Source organism: Streptomyces krungchingensis, from assembly GCF_054729265.1.
In genome coordinates, this window is the sequence record NZ_JBPUKY010000001.1 from 2892365 (window position 1) to 2906941 (window position 14577).

Here is a 14577-nt window from a genome sequence, read left to right on the forward strand (position 1 = left end):
GGGCCCGGCACTCTCCGACCGGTCCCGCGGCGCCTGCCGAGGCCGGTCCCGGGAGCTTTCCCGGAACCCCGGAAGATGCCCCCGGAACGCATCCACGGGTAGCGTCCGCCGTATGGACAGCCGTTACGACACCCAGGGCGCCGGAATCACCGTGCAGCGGGCCCTCGAGCTGCCCGGACTGCGCAGCGGGCTGCCGGAGATCCTCGCCGGAGCCGACCGCCTGCAGCGCACCGTGCGCTGGGTGCACGCGGGCGAGGTCCCGAACATCGCCTCGCTGCTCAAGGGCGGCGAGCTGCTCCTGACGACGGGATACGGGCTCGGCACCCGCCCCGCGGACCAGCGCGCCTTCGTCCGCACCCTCGCCGAGCGCGGTATCGCCGCGCTCGTCGTGGAGCTGGGGCCACGCTTCACCCGGCTGCCCTCCGCACTCGTCGACACGGCACGGGCCGCCGGTCTCCCGCTGGTGCAGCTGCACCGCGAAGTGCCGTTCGTGACGGTCACGGAGGAGGTGCACACCGAGATCGTCAACGGTCACTACGCGCTGCTCCAGCAGGCCGAGGAGGTGCACCGGCGCTGCACGGAGGCGCTCCTCGGCGGCGGCGGTGTGCCCCAAGTCCTGGACATCCTGGCGGACTTCAGCGGCGACCCGGTGTTCCTGGAGACGGCGGACGGACAGCTGCTCTACGCCGCCGGGGCGAGGTCCGCCGGCGCCGACCCGCTCCAGGTGTGGGAGGGTCTGCGCGGCCAGCACAAGGAGGAGCCGCCCGCCGGTACGACTCTCGTGGACGTGCCCGGGGGCGGCCCCGGCTCGGGCTCGGTGCGGGCACGTCTCGTCCTGCTGCCGGTCAGCAACCCCGTCGCTCCGGTGCACCGGATCGCGGCGGAGCGGGCCGCCGGCATCCTGGCCGTCGTACTGATGCAGGCCCGCCAGGAGGAGGAGCTCGCGGCGCGCGGGCGCGGCGACTTCCTCACCGATCTCGCCGAGGGCCGTATCGCGGCCGAGGACGCGCCCGCGCAGGCCAGGGTGCTCGGCTTCAAGCCCGGTGCCGGACCGCTCCTTCCGGTCGTGATGCGTCTCGCCGACGGCCCCTCCCCCGGCGGCGGTTGGGCGGTCCTGGCGCGCGCGGTCGCCGAGGAGCTGGCCTCGGTCGGAGTCCCCCTGCTGCTCGGCGTGCGCCCCGTCGAGGGCCGCGTGCCGCTGCTCGTGGGCCTGCGCTCGGAGTCCGAGCGTCCGGCGGTGGCGGACCGGGTCGCCGCGGCGCTGCGGGCCGGTGTGGAACGCGCGGGCATGCAACGGCCCGGTGCACAGCCGCCGGTGGTGGTCGTCGGCGTCGCGGGCGGCTGGGCCGCCGCCTCGGCCGGTCTGCGGCACGCCGCGGAGACGGCGACGGCGGCGCAGGGCCTGTCGGACCGCCCCTGGTACGACGCGCGCCGTCTGGACATCGACCTGCTGCTGTGGCGGCTGCGCGACCATCCGGACCTGGCGGCCTTCGTGGACCGCGCGATCGGCCCGCTGCGCGACCACGACAATCGCTCCAAGCCGCCTCTGCTGCCCACTCTGGAGACCTACTTGGCGCACGCGGGCCGCAAGGCGGAGACCGCCCGCGAGCTGCATCTGAACCGGCAGACCCTCTACAACCGCCTCGCCAGGATCGGCGAGTTGCTCGGCACGGACCTGGACGACCCGCAGACGGTCATGGCGTTGAGCCTGGCGCTGCGGGCCCGCCGCCACGTCCCGTAGCAGGGCCTGGGCGCGGGGACTCAGGCGAGAGGCTGAGCCTGCGTCAATTCGTCGTAGACGCTGAGCACTTGGGCCACCGTCTCGTCCTCGGTCGGCCAGCCGGCGGCCTGCCGGGTGCCTCGTTCCTTCATGAGTTGGCGGTGTGCGGGGTCGCCGAGCAGGCGCACCACGGCGTCGGCGAGCGCGTCCGCGTCGCCGTACGGGACGAGTTCGGCGGCGTCGCCCACGAGTTCGGGGATGCCGCCGACCGCGGTGGCGACGAGCGGTACGCCCGCGTGCAGGGCCTCCTGCGCGAGCACCGAGCGCGCCTCCCAACTGCTGGGCAGCAGTGCGAGATCGGCGGCCGACAGGAGGTCCGCGACGTCACCACGCCGTCCGATCAGGCGGGCGGGCAGTTCTTCGTCCTCGATCCGCCGCTGGAGCACCGTCCGCAGCGGTCCCTCGCCGGCGATGACGAGGAGCGGCACGGGATCGAGGCGCCGCCAGGAGCGTGCCGCGTCCAGCAGGACGTCGTAGCCGCGATGCCGGTCGAGCGAGCCGACGGCCATGAGCAACGGGCGTTCGGTGGCGCCGAGTTCGGCCCGCACCTTGAGCGGCGAGAGGTCGGGGTCCTGCGGCTCCGCTGAGGTGCGGGGTGCGGGCAGGGCGACGGCGGCGAGCCGTGCGTCGCGCGCGCCCCTTCTGCGCGCCCGGTCCACCAGATCGGAGGAGGTGCCCAGCACCACTGCGGCCGCCCGGGCGACCCTCCGCTCCAGCAGCCGCAGCAGATGGGCCCGGGCTCCCTCGGCGTGCGCGCGCGTGTGCCAGGTGACGACGAGCGGTACACGCAGTCCGCTGAGGGCCAGCGTCGCCCGCAGCGCGGCGTGCAGTCCGTGCGCGTGGACCAGGTCGGCGTCCGCGCACGCCGCCCGCAGCGCGGCCACGGAGGCGGGGTCGCCGCTGCGCGGCACGGGCACGTGCTGAGCGCCCACGTGCGTGAAGCCGTACGCCTGGTCGGCCTCGGCGGGAGCGCACACCGTGACGCGCACCCCTCGGGCCACCAGGCCCGCGGCGAGCGACCGCACGTGCGCGCTGCTGCCCGCGCTCCCGCCGCCGAGCACCTGCACGGTGCGCAGGGCGGACGGGCCGTGCGGCGGGTGGCTGCTCACGTGGGTCACGCGGCCGGGGCTCCTGGTTCGGCGTCGGACGGACACGAAGAAACGTACAGAAGGTTCGTGCGGGAGTGTGACGCACAGCGTGCTCCGCGTGCTTCGCGGACGTCGCGTACTCCGCCAAGGATGCCAGGCCGTACGGGTGTTCCGGGACCGTCGCCGGTACGGGGCGCGGCGGACGGGGCGACTCGCCGAGGCCGATCACTCACACGGGTGAGAAGTCCCCTGCATGTGGGAGGGGTTGGCGGGGTGCGCCGACCCCTCCGTGAGGCGCGCGACAACATGTTCACGCCGCCGCACCCCCCAACGCGCCCGAAGTCCCGCGTACGGCCCGGCCGAACCGACGGCGGCACGGGCGGGCGGGCCCGCCGCGGGGAGACCCGCGGCGGCGAAAGGTCCGACGGCGTACGCCCGCGGGCTGCGGCACGGCGAGGTGCCGTGCCGGGCGTCGCGGACCCGGGCCGATCCGGACGAAGCCCTCAGCCGTCGGCGCGTGCCGTCGCGAGCAGCTCCTCCGCGTGGGCCCGCGCCGTCTCCGAGTCCTCCTGACCGGCGAGCATCCGGGACAGTTCACGGATCCGCTCCTCGCCCTCCAGGACCTTCACCCCGGACCGGGTGACCGACCCGTCGTTGGTCTTCTCGACGAGCAGCTGCCGGTCGGCGAACGCCGCGACCTGCGGCAAGTGCGTCACGACCACGACCTGGGCGGTCCTGGCGAGCTTGGCGAGCCGTCGCCCGATCTCCACGGCGGCCTTGCCGCCGACGCCGGCGTCGACCTCGTCGAACAGATAGGTCGGGACCGGGTCCGTGCCCGCGAAGACCACCTCGACGGCGAGCATGACGCGCGAGAGCTCACCGCCCGACGCACCCTTGGCGATGGGCCTCGGTGGCGCACCGGGGTGGGGGGCGAGCAGCAGCTCGACCTCGTCGACGCCCGCGGGCCCGTACGCGACGGTGCGCCCGCCGAGCTCCACTCCGTCCGGGTCGTCCGTCTGCCGGATGTCGAAGGACACGCGCGCGTGCGGCATGGCGAGCGAGGCCAGTTCGGCGGTGACGGCGGCGGCGAACCGTGCGGCCGCCTCCGTACGGGCGTCGGTCAAGGCCTGTGCGAGTCCGCCCAGTTCGGTGCGCAACGCGTCCCGTTCGGCGGTCAGTTCGTCGATCCGCTCGTCGTCGCCGTCGAGTTCGGTGAGCCGCGCGGCGCCCTGTTCGGCCCAGGCGAGTACGGCGGCGATGTCCTCGCCGTACTTCCGGGTCAGCTGGGTGAGCGCGGCGCGGCGCTCCTCGACCGCGGCGAGCCGCAGCGGGTCGGCGTCGAGGTCGTCGGCGTATCCGGCCAGTTCGCCCGCGACGTCGCCGAGCAGGATCCCGATCTCGCCGATGCGCCCGGAGAGGGCGGCGAGCGCGGAGTCGTGGGACCGCACGGCCTCCAGCGCCCGGTGGGCGCCCGCGACGAGCGTGGTGGCGTCGATTCCCTCGGGGTCCTCGGGATTGCCCGCCAGCGCGGCGTGCGCGGCGGTGGCGGCCGAGGCCAGCGCCTCGGCGTGGCCGAGCCGCTCGGCCTCGGCGGCCAGCTCGACGTCCTCGCCGGCCCGCGGCTCGACACCCGCGATCTCGTCGAGTCCGAAGCGGAGCATGTCGGCCTCCTGGGCCCGCTCGCGCGCTCGCGTGGTGATCTCTTCCAGTTCCACCGAGACGGCCCGCAGCCGCCGGTAGGCGCCCGCGTACTTGGCGAGCGGCACCGCGACGGCGTCCCCGGCGTACCGGTCGAGCGCCTGCCGCTGCCGGGACAGCTTGAGCAGCCCCTGCTGGTCGGTCTGGCCGTGCACGGCCACGAGCTCGTCGGCGAGCTCCGCGAGGACGCCCACCGGTACCGAGCGTCCGCCGAGGTGCGCCCGTGAACGTCCCTCCGCGGAAACGGTACGGCTGATGAGCAGGGCTCCGTCGTCGAGCTCCGCCCCGGCCTCCTCGGCCCGTACGAGGGCGGTCCCGCCGGCGGGTACGGCGATCCGCCCCTCCACGACCGCGTTCTTCGCGCCGATCCGTACGAGGGCAGGGTCCGCGCGCCCGCCCAGCAGCAGCCCGAGGCTGGTGACCACCATCGTCTTGCCCGCACCGGTCTCACCGGTCACGGCGGTGAAGCCGGGCGACAGCTCGACGACGGCGTCGTCGATGACTCCGAGCGACCGTATCCGCATCTCCTCCAACACGGACACGACCTTACGAGGTCGGAGCCCGTGTGTGCGACGGGCCCCGCCCCGCCGGAGCGAAGACGCAGGTGACAAGGGACCGCAAAGACGCCCTTGTCACCCGCGGGAGTGGGTTTCCGAGCGGCCCGTCGCACGGACGGAGGGCCTGCCGCACGCGTCAGGCAGGCCCTCCGCGCGCCTAGTGCGGGGCTCCGCGCCACCCCGAGACCGGCAGCGCGAACTTCGCCACGAGCCGGTCGGTGAAGGACGCGTGGTGCAGCCGTGCGAGCCGTACCGGCACGGCGCCCCGCCGGACCTCCACACGGGCCCCGGGCGGCAGCTCCACGGTCCGCCGGCCGTCGCACCACAGGACACCCGGCGGGACGTGCGGCAGCACCTCCACGGCCAGCACGGAGTCCGGCGAGGTGACGAGGGGCTTGGCGAACAGCGCGTGCGCGCTGATGGGCACCATGAGCAGCGCCTCCACCTCCGGCCACACGACGGGCCCGCCCGCGGAGAAGGCGTAGGCCGTGGAGCCGGTCGGGGTCGCGCAGACGATGCCGTCGCAGCCGAAGCCGGTCACGGGCCGCCCGTCGATCTCCAGGACGACTTCGAGGAGCTTCTCGGCGGACACCTTCTGCACGGCGGCCTCGTTGAGCGCCCAGTCCGTGTGCACGATGTCGCCGTTGCGGTGCACGACGACGTCGACGGTCATGCGCTCCTCGACCTCGTACGCCTTGGTGACGACACGGTCGACGACCTTGTCGAGGTCGTCCCGCTCGGCCTCCGCGAGGAAGCCGACGCGGCCGAGGTTGACCCCGAGCATGGGCACTCCGGAGGCCCGGGCGAACTCCGCGCCGCGCAGCAGCGTGCCGTCACCCCCGAGGACGATGAGCAGCTCGCAGCCGTCGAGACACTGCGGCGTCGCCTCCCCGATCAGCTCCACCTCGTCGGGCAGCGGCAGGTCGGCCGCCTCCGCCTCCAGGACCCGTACGCCGATTCCGGAGCGCAGCAGCCCCTGGACGACCAGCTCGGCGCTGCGGATGGCCGCCGGCCTCCCCGTGTGGGCCAGCAGGAAAACAGTACGAGCTCGGGTCTGTGTCAACGCGGCCCCTCCGCCACTGCACGGTCAACGTCGGCCGGGTCGAGTTCGGGTGCCCCGGCACGCAGCCACAGAAAGTACTCGACATTGCCCGAGGGTCCGGGCAGTGGGCTGGCGGTCACACCCTTCACTCCGAGCCCCAGCTCCCGGGCTCGTCCGGCCACCCCGCGCACGGCCTCGGCGCGCAGCTCGGGGCTGCGGACGACACCGCCGCTCCCCAGCCGTTCCTTCCCCACCTCGAACTGCGGCTTGACCATCATCACCAGGTCGGCGTCCGGCGCCGCGCACCGCACCAGGGCGGGCAGCACCAGTCCGAGCGGGATGAAGGACAGATCCCCGACAACAAGGTCCACGGGCTCCCCATCGATCGCCTCCAACGTCAACTCGCGTACGTTCGTACGGTCCTTGACGGTGACGCGTTCATCGCTCTGCAGCGACCAGGCGAGTTGTCCGTATCCCACGTCCACGGCGACGACATGGGCGGCGCCCGCGCGCAGCAGGACGTCGGTGAAGCCTCCGGTGGACGCGCCGGCGTCCAGCGCCCGCCGTCCCCCGACCTTCAGCCCCTGCGGTACGAACGCCTCCAGGGCGCCGGCGAGCTTGTGCCCGCCGCGCGAGACGTAGTCGGGGTCGCTGTCGTCCTGGGTGACCACGATCGCGGCCGCCGTCTCCACCTGAGTGGCGGGCTTGGTCGCGAGTGTCTTGCCGACGGTGACCCTTCCCGCGGCGATCAGCTGGCCGGCGTGCTCGCGCGAGCGTGCGAGCTTCCGGCGGACCAGCTCGGCGTCGAGGCGGCGGCGTGCCACTCCTGCCACGTTCGGTTCAGCTCCTAGTGCCATACGTCGTCGGGGGCGCCGGAGGTCCCGGGCGGGCGTCGAGCGCGGTGAGCGCGTCGCGCAGCCCCCGGTGTACATCCTCGTACACCTCGACATGTCCGTCCGTGGCGAGGTGGTCGGCGTCGGTCAGCCGGTCCAGCTGGGCGTCCACGTCGGCGTTGCCGGTCGGGGTGCGCGGGACGTCCAGCGGGGCCGGGGCGGCGGGATCGTACGCGGGTTCGACGTCGGGGACGGTGTCCCGCGCCTCCTCGCCCTCGGGTCCGGCCGTCCGGGAGGGCACGCCGGACGGCCCGCTCTCGGGCGCCGTCACCTGCGGCGCGGGCTCCACGGCCGCCGGCTGCGCCGGGGCCCCGGCCTCGGGAACTGACTCGCTCATGCCCCGACGCTACCGCGAAGCGCTGCGGTAACGTCGATCGCGATGGCGACGATTGAGGAGTGCCGCACCGCACTCGACAAGCTCTCTGACAACCTGGCGGGTGCCGAGGGGGACGTACGCAGCGCGGCGGCCCTGAACCGCTCGCTCAGCTGCCGTATCACCGACCTCGACATCACCTTCGTGGGCCGCCTCAAGGACGGCCGGATCGAGGTCCTGGACACGCTGCCCGGCGCGCCGCGCGAGCGAGCCCAGATAAGGCTCACGATGAGCGGCGACGACCTGGTGTCGATGGTGAACGGCGAGCTGAACTTCGCGAAGGCCTGGGGTTCGGGCCGGGTACGGCTGGAAGCCGGCCTGCGGGACCTGTTCCGGCTCCGCTCCCTCCTCTAGCCGCCGCGGCGCGTGCGGGCCCATGGTCGTCGCGGCCCGTCCCGTCCGTGGCCGTCGCGGCCCGTACGCGCCCGGAACCCCTTCTCTCAGGCCCCTTCGGCGGCCGCGGCGGCCACGGTCGCCCGCCGTGCCCTGCGGGCCGCCGGCACCACCAGCGGAGTCCCCGTCTCCGGGTCGTCGATGATCTGGCAGCGCAGTCCGAAGACCTGCTCGACCAGCTCGGCCGTCACGATGTCGTTCGGCGCGCCCTCGGCGATGACCTCGCCGCCGCGCAAGGCGATGAGGTGGGTGGCGTACCGGGCCGCGTGATTGAGGTCGTGCAGGACCGCGACGAGGGTGCGGCCCTGCTCCTCGTGGAGCTGCGCGCACAGGTCGAGCACGTCGATCTGGTGCTGGATGTCGAGGTACGTCGTCGGCTCGTCCAGGAGCAGCAGAGGGGTCTGCTGGGCGAGCGCCATCGCGATCCACACGCGCTGGCGCTGGCCGCCGGAGAGCTCGTCGACGTAGCGGTCCGCGAGTTCGGCGACACCGGTCGACGCCATGGACTCCTGAACCACCCGCTCGTCCTCCGCCGACCACTGCCGCAGCAGTCCCTGGTGCGGGTAACGGCCCCGGCCGACCAGGTCGCCGACCGTGATCCCGTCGGGGGCGATCGACGACTGCGGCAGCAGCCCGAGCGTGCGGGCCACCTTCTTGGCGGGCATCGACTGGATGACCTGGCCGTCGAGGAGCACCCGGCCGCGGGTGGGCTTCAGCATCCGCGACAGGGCGCGCAGGAGCGTCGACTTCCCGCAGGCGTTCGGGCCGACGATGACGGTGAAGGAGTTGTCGGGGATCTCCACCGACAGCTTCTCCGCGATGACGCGCTGGTCGTAGCCGAGGGTGACGTCGTCGGCGGACAGGCGGTTCACAGTGCTCCTCTGGTTGTTCATGTCCGGTCCGCTGGTGCTCATATGCGTCCCGCCTTGCGCTCGGTGACCAGGAGCCACAGCAGGTACACGCCGCCGAGTACGCCGGTGACCACGCCGACGGGCAGCTGGTCCGCGCCGAAGGCCCGCTGCGAGGCCCAGTCCGCGATGATCAGCAGCGTCGCGCCCATGCACATCGACGGCACCAGGTTGGGTCCGGGCGAGCGGGTCAGCCGCCGCGCGAGCTGCGGCGCGGTGAGTGCCACGAAGCCGACGGGGCCGGCGGCGGCGGTCGCGCCGGCGGTGAGCAGCACGGCGGCGAGCATCAGCAGCAGCCGTGTCCGCTCGACGCGCACTCCGAGCGCGTTCGAGACGTCGTCGCCCATCTCCATCATGCGCAGCCCGCGGGCGTTGGCCAGGACGAGCGGGACGAGGACCGCGCACAGGACGAGCAGGGGCCACACCTGCTCCCAGTCACGGCCGTTGAGGGAACCCGTCATCCAGACGACCGCGCGGGCCGCGTCGACGATGTCCGCCTTGGTCAGCAGATAGCCGTTGACGGCGGTGACGATCGCGGAGACGCCGATGCCGACCAGGACCAGCCGGTAGCCGTGCACGCCCCGCTTCCAGGCGAGCAGGTAGATGGCGAGGCCGGTGACGAGTCCGCCGACGAGCGCCCCGACCGCGACCTGGTCCGCGCTCCCCGAGAAGAGCACGATCATGATGAGGGCGCCGGCCGTCGAGCCCTGGCCGAGGCCGAGCACGTCCGGGCTGCCCAGCGGGTTGCGGGAGATGGACTGGAAGAGCGCTCCGCCGAGGCCGAGGGAGGCTCCGACGAGCAGGCCGACGATCACGCGCGGCAGGCGCAGGTCGTTGACGATGAACTCCTGGCCGGGGTCTCCGTCGCCGAACAGCGTCCTGAGCACGTCCGCGGCCGGGATCGGGAAGTCGCCGGTGCCGATCAGCACCACGCTCGCACCGAGTGCGGCCACCAGCAGCAGGACGACGACGGTGAACGCCCGGACGTCGAACCGGACGGAGAGGCCGCCGCGTGCGCGGACGGCGCGGACACCCCGGATGCCCGGTGCCGCGGCGCCGCTCTCGTCCGCGGGGGCCGGAGTGCCGGTGTCGTTCGCGGTGTTCTGCACGCAGGCCGGGTTGCCGGTGTTCTTCACAGCTGTGCCGTCCTCCGTCGCCGTACGAGAAAGATGAAGACCGGGCCGCCCAGGACGGCGGTGACGATGCCGACCTGGAGCTCCGCCGGCCGGGCGACCAGCCGTCCGACGACGTCGGCGCCGAGCAGCAGCACGGGCGAAAGGACGGTGGCGTACGGCAGGATCCAGCGCAGGTCGGGGCCGGTGAAGGACCGTACGACGTGCGGGACCATCAGCCCGACGAACACGATCGGCCCGCAGGCGGCGGTCGCGGCGCCGCACAGCACGGTGGCGGCGGCCATGGACAGGGCACGGGTCCGGTTCAGGTCGGCGCCGAGCGCGCGGGCCGTGTCGTCCCCCATCGCGACCGCGTTCAGCGGCCGGGCGAGGGCCAGCGCGACGACCGTGCCGACCACCAGGAACGGCAGCACCTGCTTGATGGTCGAATCGGTGGCCGAGGCGAGCGATCCCACCGTCCAGAAGCGCATCTTGCCGAGCGCGGCGTCATCCATGATCATCACGGCCTGGAGATAGCCGTAGAGCGCGGCGCTGATGGCCGTGCCCGCGAGCGCGAGCCGCACCGGGGTCGCGCCGCGGCTGCCGCCGAGGAACCAGACCAGCGCTCCGACGGCCGCCGCGCCGAAGAAGGCGAACCAGACGTAGCCACTCAGGCTCGTGACCCCGAAGTACGTGATCGCGGTGACCACCGCCGCGGACGCGCCCGCGTTGATGCCCAGCAGTCCGGGGTCCGCCAGGGGGTTGCGGGTGAGCGCCTGGAGGACGGCACCCGACAGCCCCAGCGCGGCACCGACGAGCAGGCCGAGCACGGTACGGGACATCCGGTCACGCACCACGACGTCGGCGTACGTCCCCGAGTCGTGGAACAGGCCGTGCCAGACCTGGTCCAGCGGCAGCGCTTTTGCACCGACCGCGATGCTCGCCAGGGCGACGAGCACCAGGATCCCGGCGGAGGCGAGGAGCCCAAAGGCACGTATCGTCCGGCGGGTTGGGGGCGCGGGGGCGGGCTCCGCGCGCTGTTCGGGAGGACTGTCGACCAACACGAGGTTAGGTTAGCCTACCCTCCCATTGCGTCTCGATCCCCCGTCAGCACCCGTCGGGGCGACGCCTGCTCAGAGCCCCGGCCGGGCCGGCTGCTCAGAGCCCCAGTCGGGCCAGCGCCTTCCCGCCGTCCAGCGCGCAGGTGCCCTCGCCGGCCGCCGTCCACGCCGCGGCGCACAGCGCCCGCAGCCCGTCGATGGGCTCGCCGTCGCCCTCCAGCTCCAGCCTCCCCGCGTCGCCCGGCTGCGCCTGCCCCGGGGAGCCGCTCGACCGGCGGGCCGTCGCCGTCCAGCCGCCGCAGCGGAAGCCCTCGCCCGCCTCGACGACCTCGGGCTGGCCGGTGAGCAGACCGCGCAGATCCGCGTCCACGTACGTCGGCCGGTGCTGCGGCGGCGCCGCGAGGAGCTGTGCGCCGTCCGTCACGCCGGTCAGGACGAGCAGCGAGTCCACCTCGCCGTTGAACGCGCCCTCGATGTCCGTGTCCAGCCGGTCCCCGACCACCAGCGGGCGCTCCGCCCCGGTCCGCAGGATCGTCTCGCGGTGCATCGGGGGCAGCGGCTTGCCCGCCACCTGCGGCTCGGCACCGGTGGCGATACGGACCACCTCGACCGCCGCGCCGTTACCGGGGGCGATGCCTCGCGCGCTCGGGATCGTCAGATCGGTGTTGGACGCGAACCACGGCACACCGCGCGCGATGGCGTAGCACGCCTCCGCGAAGCGGCCCCAGGGCAGGTCCGGCCCGCCGTATCCCTGGACGACCGCCGCCGGGTCGTCGTCGGCGGACTCCACCGGCTCCAGCCCGCGTTCGCGCAGCGCGACCCGCAGGCCGTCACCGCCGATGACCAGCACGCGCGCACCGGCGGGCACCTGCTCGCTGATGAGCCGTGCCACGGCTTGCGCCGAGGTGATCACGTCGGCGGCGTCGGTCCGCGTCCCGAGCTCGGTCAGATGCGCGGCCACCGCGTCCGGCGTCCTGAGCGCGTTGTTCGTGACGTACGCGAGATGCATGCCTCCGGAGCGGGCCGTACCGAGCGATTCCACGGCGTGAGCGATCGCGCCGCCACCCGCATAGACCACTCCGTCCAAATCGAGCAGAGCGGTGTCGTACGCCTCGCTCAATGCCTGGTCACTGCCCTTGGGACGGGTCCGGACGGTCTGGCTCATTGCGTATCGCTCCTCGTTCGACCACTTTCCCCCGATCATCGCTCATGCCACCGACGCACTTACGATGCCCCAATGAACTATGCAGGTCCCGCGGAGGAAACACCGGCGCGCAGCGGCCTCGAACTGACCCCGTTCCGGGGCCTGCGCTACGACCCCGACCGGGTCGGCAGCCTGGCCGCCGTGACGTCCCCGCCGTACGACGTCATCGTGCGGCCCGACGGGCTGATCGAACTCGAGTCCGCCGACCCCCACAACATCGTCCGGCTGATCCTCCCCCAGGACGTCACCCCCGAAGCCCGCAACCGGCAGGCGGCCGAGACCCTCGGCCGCTGGCTGTCCGAGGGCGTACTGACGACCGACTCCGATCCGGGCCTGTACGTCTACGAACAGCGCGACGGCGACCATCTGCAACGCGGTGTCATCGGCGCCCTGCGCCTCTCCGAGCCCTCGGAGGGGGTCGTCCTCCCGCACGAGGACGTCATGCCGCACGTCGTCGCGGACCGCGCGGACCTGATGCGCGCCACCTCCGCCAATCTCGAACCGCTGCTCCTGACCTACCGGGGCAACGGTTCCCGCGTGGGCACGGCCGCGGTCATCGAGCGGACGGCCGAACTCCCGCCGCTCCTCGCGACCGTCACCGAGGACGGCATCGGCCACCGGCTGTGGGCGGTCACCGACCCGGCCGAACTGGCCGAGATCCAGACGGATCTCGGCCACCACCAGGCGCTCATCGCCGACGGCCACCACCGCTGGGCCACCTACCTGCGGCTGCGCGCCGAGCACCCCTCGCCCAGCCCCTGGGACTTCGGCCTCGTCCTGCTGGTGGACACGGCGCGCTATCCGCTGCGCGTCCGCGCCATTCACCGTCTGCTGCACCAGCTGCCCGTGCCCGACGCCCTGGCCGCGCTCGGGGACTCCTTCCGCGTACGCCGCCTCGACGCGCCCCTCCCCGAGGCGCTGAAGGCCCTGGCGGTGGCCGCCGGCGACGGGAACGCCTTCCTCCTGGCGGGCGACGGCGCCTTCCACCTGCTCGACCGCCCGGACCCGGCCCTCCTCGCCCGGACGATCCCGGCCGACCGCCCCGAGGCGTGGCGCACCCTCGACGCGACCGTCCTGCACGCCACGCTCCTCGACCACATCTGGGCCATCCCGGAGGACTCGCCCGCGCACATCGCATACATCCACGACACGACCGCCACGGTCGAGAAGGCGGAACGCGACGGCGGGACGGCCGTGCTGATGCATCCGGTCCGCGAGGAGGTCGTACGCGACCTCGCGCGCCAGGGGGTCAAGATGCCCCGCAAGTCGACGTCGTTCGGGCCGAAACCGGCCTCGGGGCTGGTGCTGCGGGCACTGGCCCGCTGAACCCACGCGGAAACGCCGACGGGCGGCGGGACTCCTTCCGGAGTCCCGCCGCCCGTGCGTGTCGTGCGCCGTCCGCCCCGCTCTCGCGGGGCGGGGCAGGGTGTCAGCCGCGCGGGGCCTCGCCGCCGTCGGAGTCCGCAGCGTCGCGGTCCGCCGCGTCGCTGCCGGCCTCCGGCTGCGCGTCGAGGGCGGACTCGGCCTCGTCGTCGGCGTCGTCCTCGTCCTCGTCCTCGTCCTCGTCGAGCTGGTCCTCGTCCTCGAAGTCGGCGTCGAGGTCGGCGTCGGCTTCGGCAACGGTCCCGGCCGTCTCCTCGGCCTCGGCCTCCGGCTGCGGCGCGACCGTCTCGGCCACGTCCGCGTCCTCGTCCTCGTCCTCGACGAGCACGTCGACGAACTCGACACCGTCGAGCTCGGCGAGCCGGTCGGAGGCGTCGGTGCTGCCGTCCTTGTCGGACTCGACGGCCTTCGCGAACCACTCACGGGCCTCGTCCTCGCGGCCGGCGGCGAGGAGCGCGTCGGCGTACGCGTAGCGCAGGCGCGCCGTCCACGGTTGCACGGAGTTCGAAGCCAGTTCCGGGCTCTGGAGGGTCACGATCGCGGCGTCCAGCTGGTCCATGTCGCGGCGCGCACCGGCCGCAACGAGCCGCATCTCGACCTGACCGGCCTTGTCCAGCTTCTGCACCTCGGGGGCGCCGGCCATGTCCAGCGCCTTCTCGGGCCGTCCGAGGCCGCGCTCGCAGTCCGCCATGACGGGCCACAGCTCCACGCTGCCGGTCATCCGCCGCGCGGCGCGGAACTCGGCGAGCGCCTCGCTGAACTTCTGGTTGGCGTACGCCGCGAAGCCGGCCGCCTCACGGACGGCGGCGACGCGCGAGGCCAGCCGCAGCGCGATCCTCGAGTACGCGTACGCGCCCTCGGGGTCCTCGTCGATGAGCCGGGCGACCATCACCAGGTTGCGCGAGACGTCCTCGGCAAGGCCCTTCGGCAGGCTCTGGAGCTCCTGCTGCACGTCCTTGTCGATCTCGTGGCCCGTGACGTCGTCAGGGATCGGGAGCCGCTTGATCGGCTCGCGGTCGCGGTCCCGCTCCTCGCGGTAGCGGCCGCCACCGCCGCGCCGGTCGTCGCCGCCCCTGCGGTCGTCG

General features: G+C 73.6%; 13 protein-coding genes. 3 read left to right on the forward strand and 10 right to left on the reverse strand.

Translation table 11 applies throughout. The features are described from left to right. Positions 1 to 112: 112 nt before the first annotated feature. On the forward strand, positions 113 to 1741 hold the full coding sequence (locus ACSYGO_RS12910; protein WP_426682347.1) for a PucR family transcriptional regulator: 1629 nt from the start codon (positions 113 to 115) through the stop codon (positions 1739 to 1741). A 20-nt stretch (positions 1742 to 1761) separates the two neighbouring features. On the opposite strand, the gene ACSYGO_RS12915 is transcribed toward ACSYGO_RS12910, so the two are convergent. From ACSYGO_RS12915 to ACSYGO_RS12935, 5 genes are all read right to left on the reverse strand, one after another. Beyond that, positions 1762 to 2898, reverse strand: a complete 1137-nt coding sequence (locus ACSYGO_RS12915) for a glycosyltransferase family 4 protein (RefSeq protein ID WP_460386721.1) — start codon at positions 2896 to 2898, stop codon at positions 1762 to 1764. A gap of 473 nt (positions 2899 to 3371) precedes the next feature. Continuing rightward, positions 3372 to 5102 (reverse strand): DNA repair protein RecN, encoded by a 1731-nt coding sequence (recN, locus tag ACSYGO_RS12920; RefSeq protein WP_426682345.1) that lies wholly within the window; start codon positions 5100 to 5102, stop codon positions 3372 to 3374. Positions 5103 to 5280: 178 nt separating this feature from the next. Next, positions 5281 to 6186, reverse strand: coding sequence for an NAD kinase (locus tag ACSYGO_RS12925; RefSeq protein WP_095933346.1), 906 nt, complete (start codon positions 6184 to 6186; stop codon positions 5281 to 5283). Continuing rightward, the gene (locus ACSYGO_RS12930) at positions 6183 to 6998 is read right to left on the reverse strand and encodes a TlyA family RNA methyltransferase (RefSeq protein WP_426682344.1); all 816 of its coding nucleotides are present in this window, start codon (positions 6996 to 6998) and stop codon (positions 6183 to 6185) included. The genes ACSYGO_RS12925 and ACSYGO_RS12930 overlap by 4 nt, the downstream gene beginning before the upstream one ends. 7 nt (positions 6999 to 7005) lie before the next feature. Further along, complete coding sequence (locus tag ACSYGO_RS12935; RefSeq protein WP_432188151.1) at positions 7006 to 7395, reverse strand: hypothetical protein; 390 nt, start codon at positions 7393 to 7395, stop codon at positions 7006 to 7008. A 42-nt stretch (positions 7396 to 7437) separates the two neighbouring features. Between ACSYGO_RS12935 and ACSYGO_RS12940 the strand changes: the two genes are divergently transcribed. Beyond that, positions 7438 to 7785 carry an SCP2 sterol-binding domain-containing protein gene (locus ACSYGO_RS12940; protein ID WP_426682342.1) on the forward strand — a complete coding sequence of 116 codons (348 nt, stop codon included), beginning with the start codon at positions 7438 to 7440 and terminating at the stop codon, positions 7783 to 7785. 86 nt (positions 7786 to 7871) lie between these two features. Here ACSYGO_RS12940 and ACSYGO_RS12945 read toward each other — a convergent pair whose 3' ends face one another. The 4 genes from ACSYGO_RS12945 to ACSYGO_RS12960 all read right to left on the reverse strand — a co-directional run bounded on the left by ACSYGO_RS12945 (position 7872) and on the right by ACSYGO_RS12960 (position 12070). Then, positions 7872 to 8738, reverse strand: coding sequence for an ABC transporter ATP-binding protein (locus ACSYGO_RS12945; protein WP_426682341.1), 867 nt, complete (start codon positions 8736 to 8738; stop codon positions 7872 to 7874). Then, positions 8735 to 9772, reverse strand: a complete 1038-nt coding sequence (locus ACSYGO_RS12950) for a FecCD family ABC transporter permease (protein WP_460389707.1) — start codon at positions 9770 to 9772, stop codon at positions 8735 to 8737. The genes ACSYGO_RS12945 and ACSYGO_RS12950 overlap by 4 nt, the downstream gene beginning before the upstream one ends. A 92-nt stretch (positions 9773 to 9864) precedes the next feature. Then, on the reverse strand, positions 9865 to 10908 hold the full coding sequence (locus tag ACSYGO_RS12955) for a FecCD family ABC transporter permease (RefSeq protein ID WP_426682340.1): 1044 nt from the start codon (positions 10906 to 10908) through the stop codon (positions 9865 to 9867). A 94-nt stretch (positions 10909 to 11002) separates the two neighbouring features. Next, positions 11003 to 12070, reverse strand: coding sequence for an HAD hydrolase-like protein (locus tag ACSYGO_RS12960; protein ID WP_432176725.1), 1068 nt, complete (start codon positions 12068 to 12070; stop codon positions 11003 to 11005). Positions 12071 to 12142: 72 nt separating this feature from the next. On the opposite strand from ACSYGO_RS12960, the gene ACSYGO_RS12965 reads away from it, so the two are divergent. Continuing rightward, positions 12143 to 13435, forward strand: coding sequence for a DUF1015 domain-containing protein (locus ACSYGO_RS12965; RefSeq protein WP_460386723.1), 1293 nt, complete (start codon positions 12143 to 12145; stop codon positions 13433 to 13435). Positions 13436 to 13538: 103 nt separating this feature from the next. Here the strand turns inward: ACSYGO_RS12965 and ACSYGO_RS12970 are convergent, their stop codons facing one another. Next, on the reverse strand, positions 13539 to 14444 hold the full coding sequence (locus ACSYGO_RS12970; protein ID WP_460389708.1) for a hypothetical protein: 906 nt from the start codon (positions 14442 to 14444) through the stop codon (positions 13539 to 13541). Between the last annotated feature and the right edge of the window lie 133 nt (positions 14445 to 14577).

Excerpts from the sequence above, each read along its gene's own strand:
- ACSYGO_RS12910 (WP_426682347.1), top strand. The coding sequence starts at position 113 with ATGGACAGCCGTTACGACACCCAGGGCGCCGGAATCACCGTGCAGCGG.
- ACSYGO_RS12935 (WP_432188151.1), bottom strand. The coding sequence starts at position 7,395 with ATGAGCGAGTCAGTTCCCGAGGCCGGGGCCCCGGCGCAGCCGGCGGCC.
- ACSYGO_RS12940 (WP_426682342.1), top strand. The coding sequence starts at position 7,438 with ATGGCGACGATTGAGGAGTGCCGCACCGCACTCGACAAGCTCTCTGAC.
- ACSYGO_RS12945 (WP_426682341.1), bottom strand. The coding sequence starts at position 8,738 with ATGAGCACCAGCGGACCGGACATGAACAACCAGAGGAGCACTGTGAAC.
- ACSYGO_RS12960 (WP_432176725.1), bottom strand. The coding sequence starts at position 12,070 with ATGAGCCAGACCGTCCGGACCCGTCCCAAGGGCAGTGACCAGGCATTG.
- ACSYGO_RS12965 (WP_460386723.1), top strand. The coding sequence starts at position 12,143 with ATGAACTATGCAGGTCCCGCGGAGGAAACACCGGCGCGCAGCGGCCTC.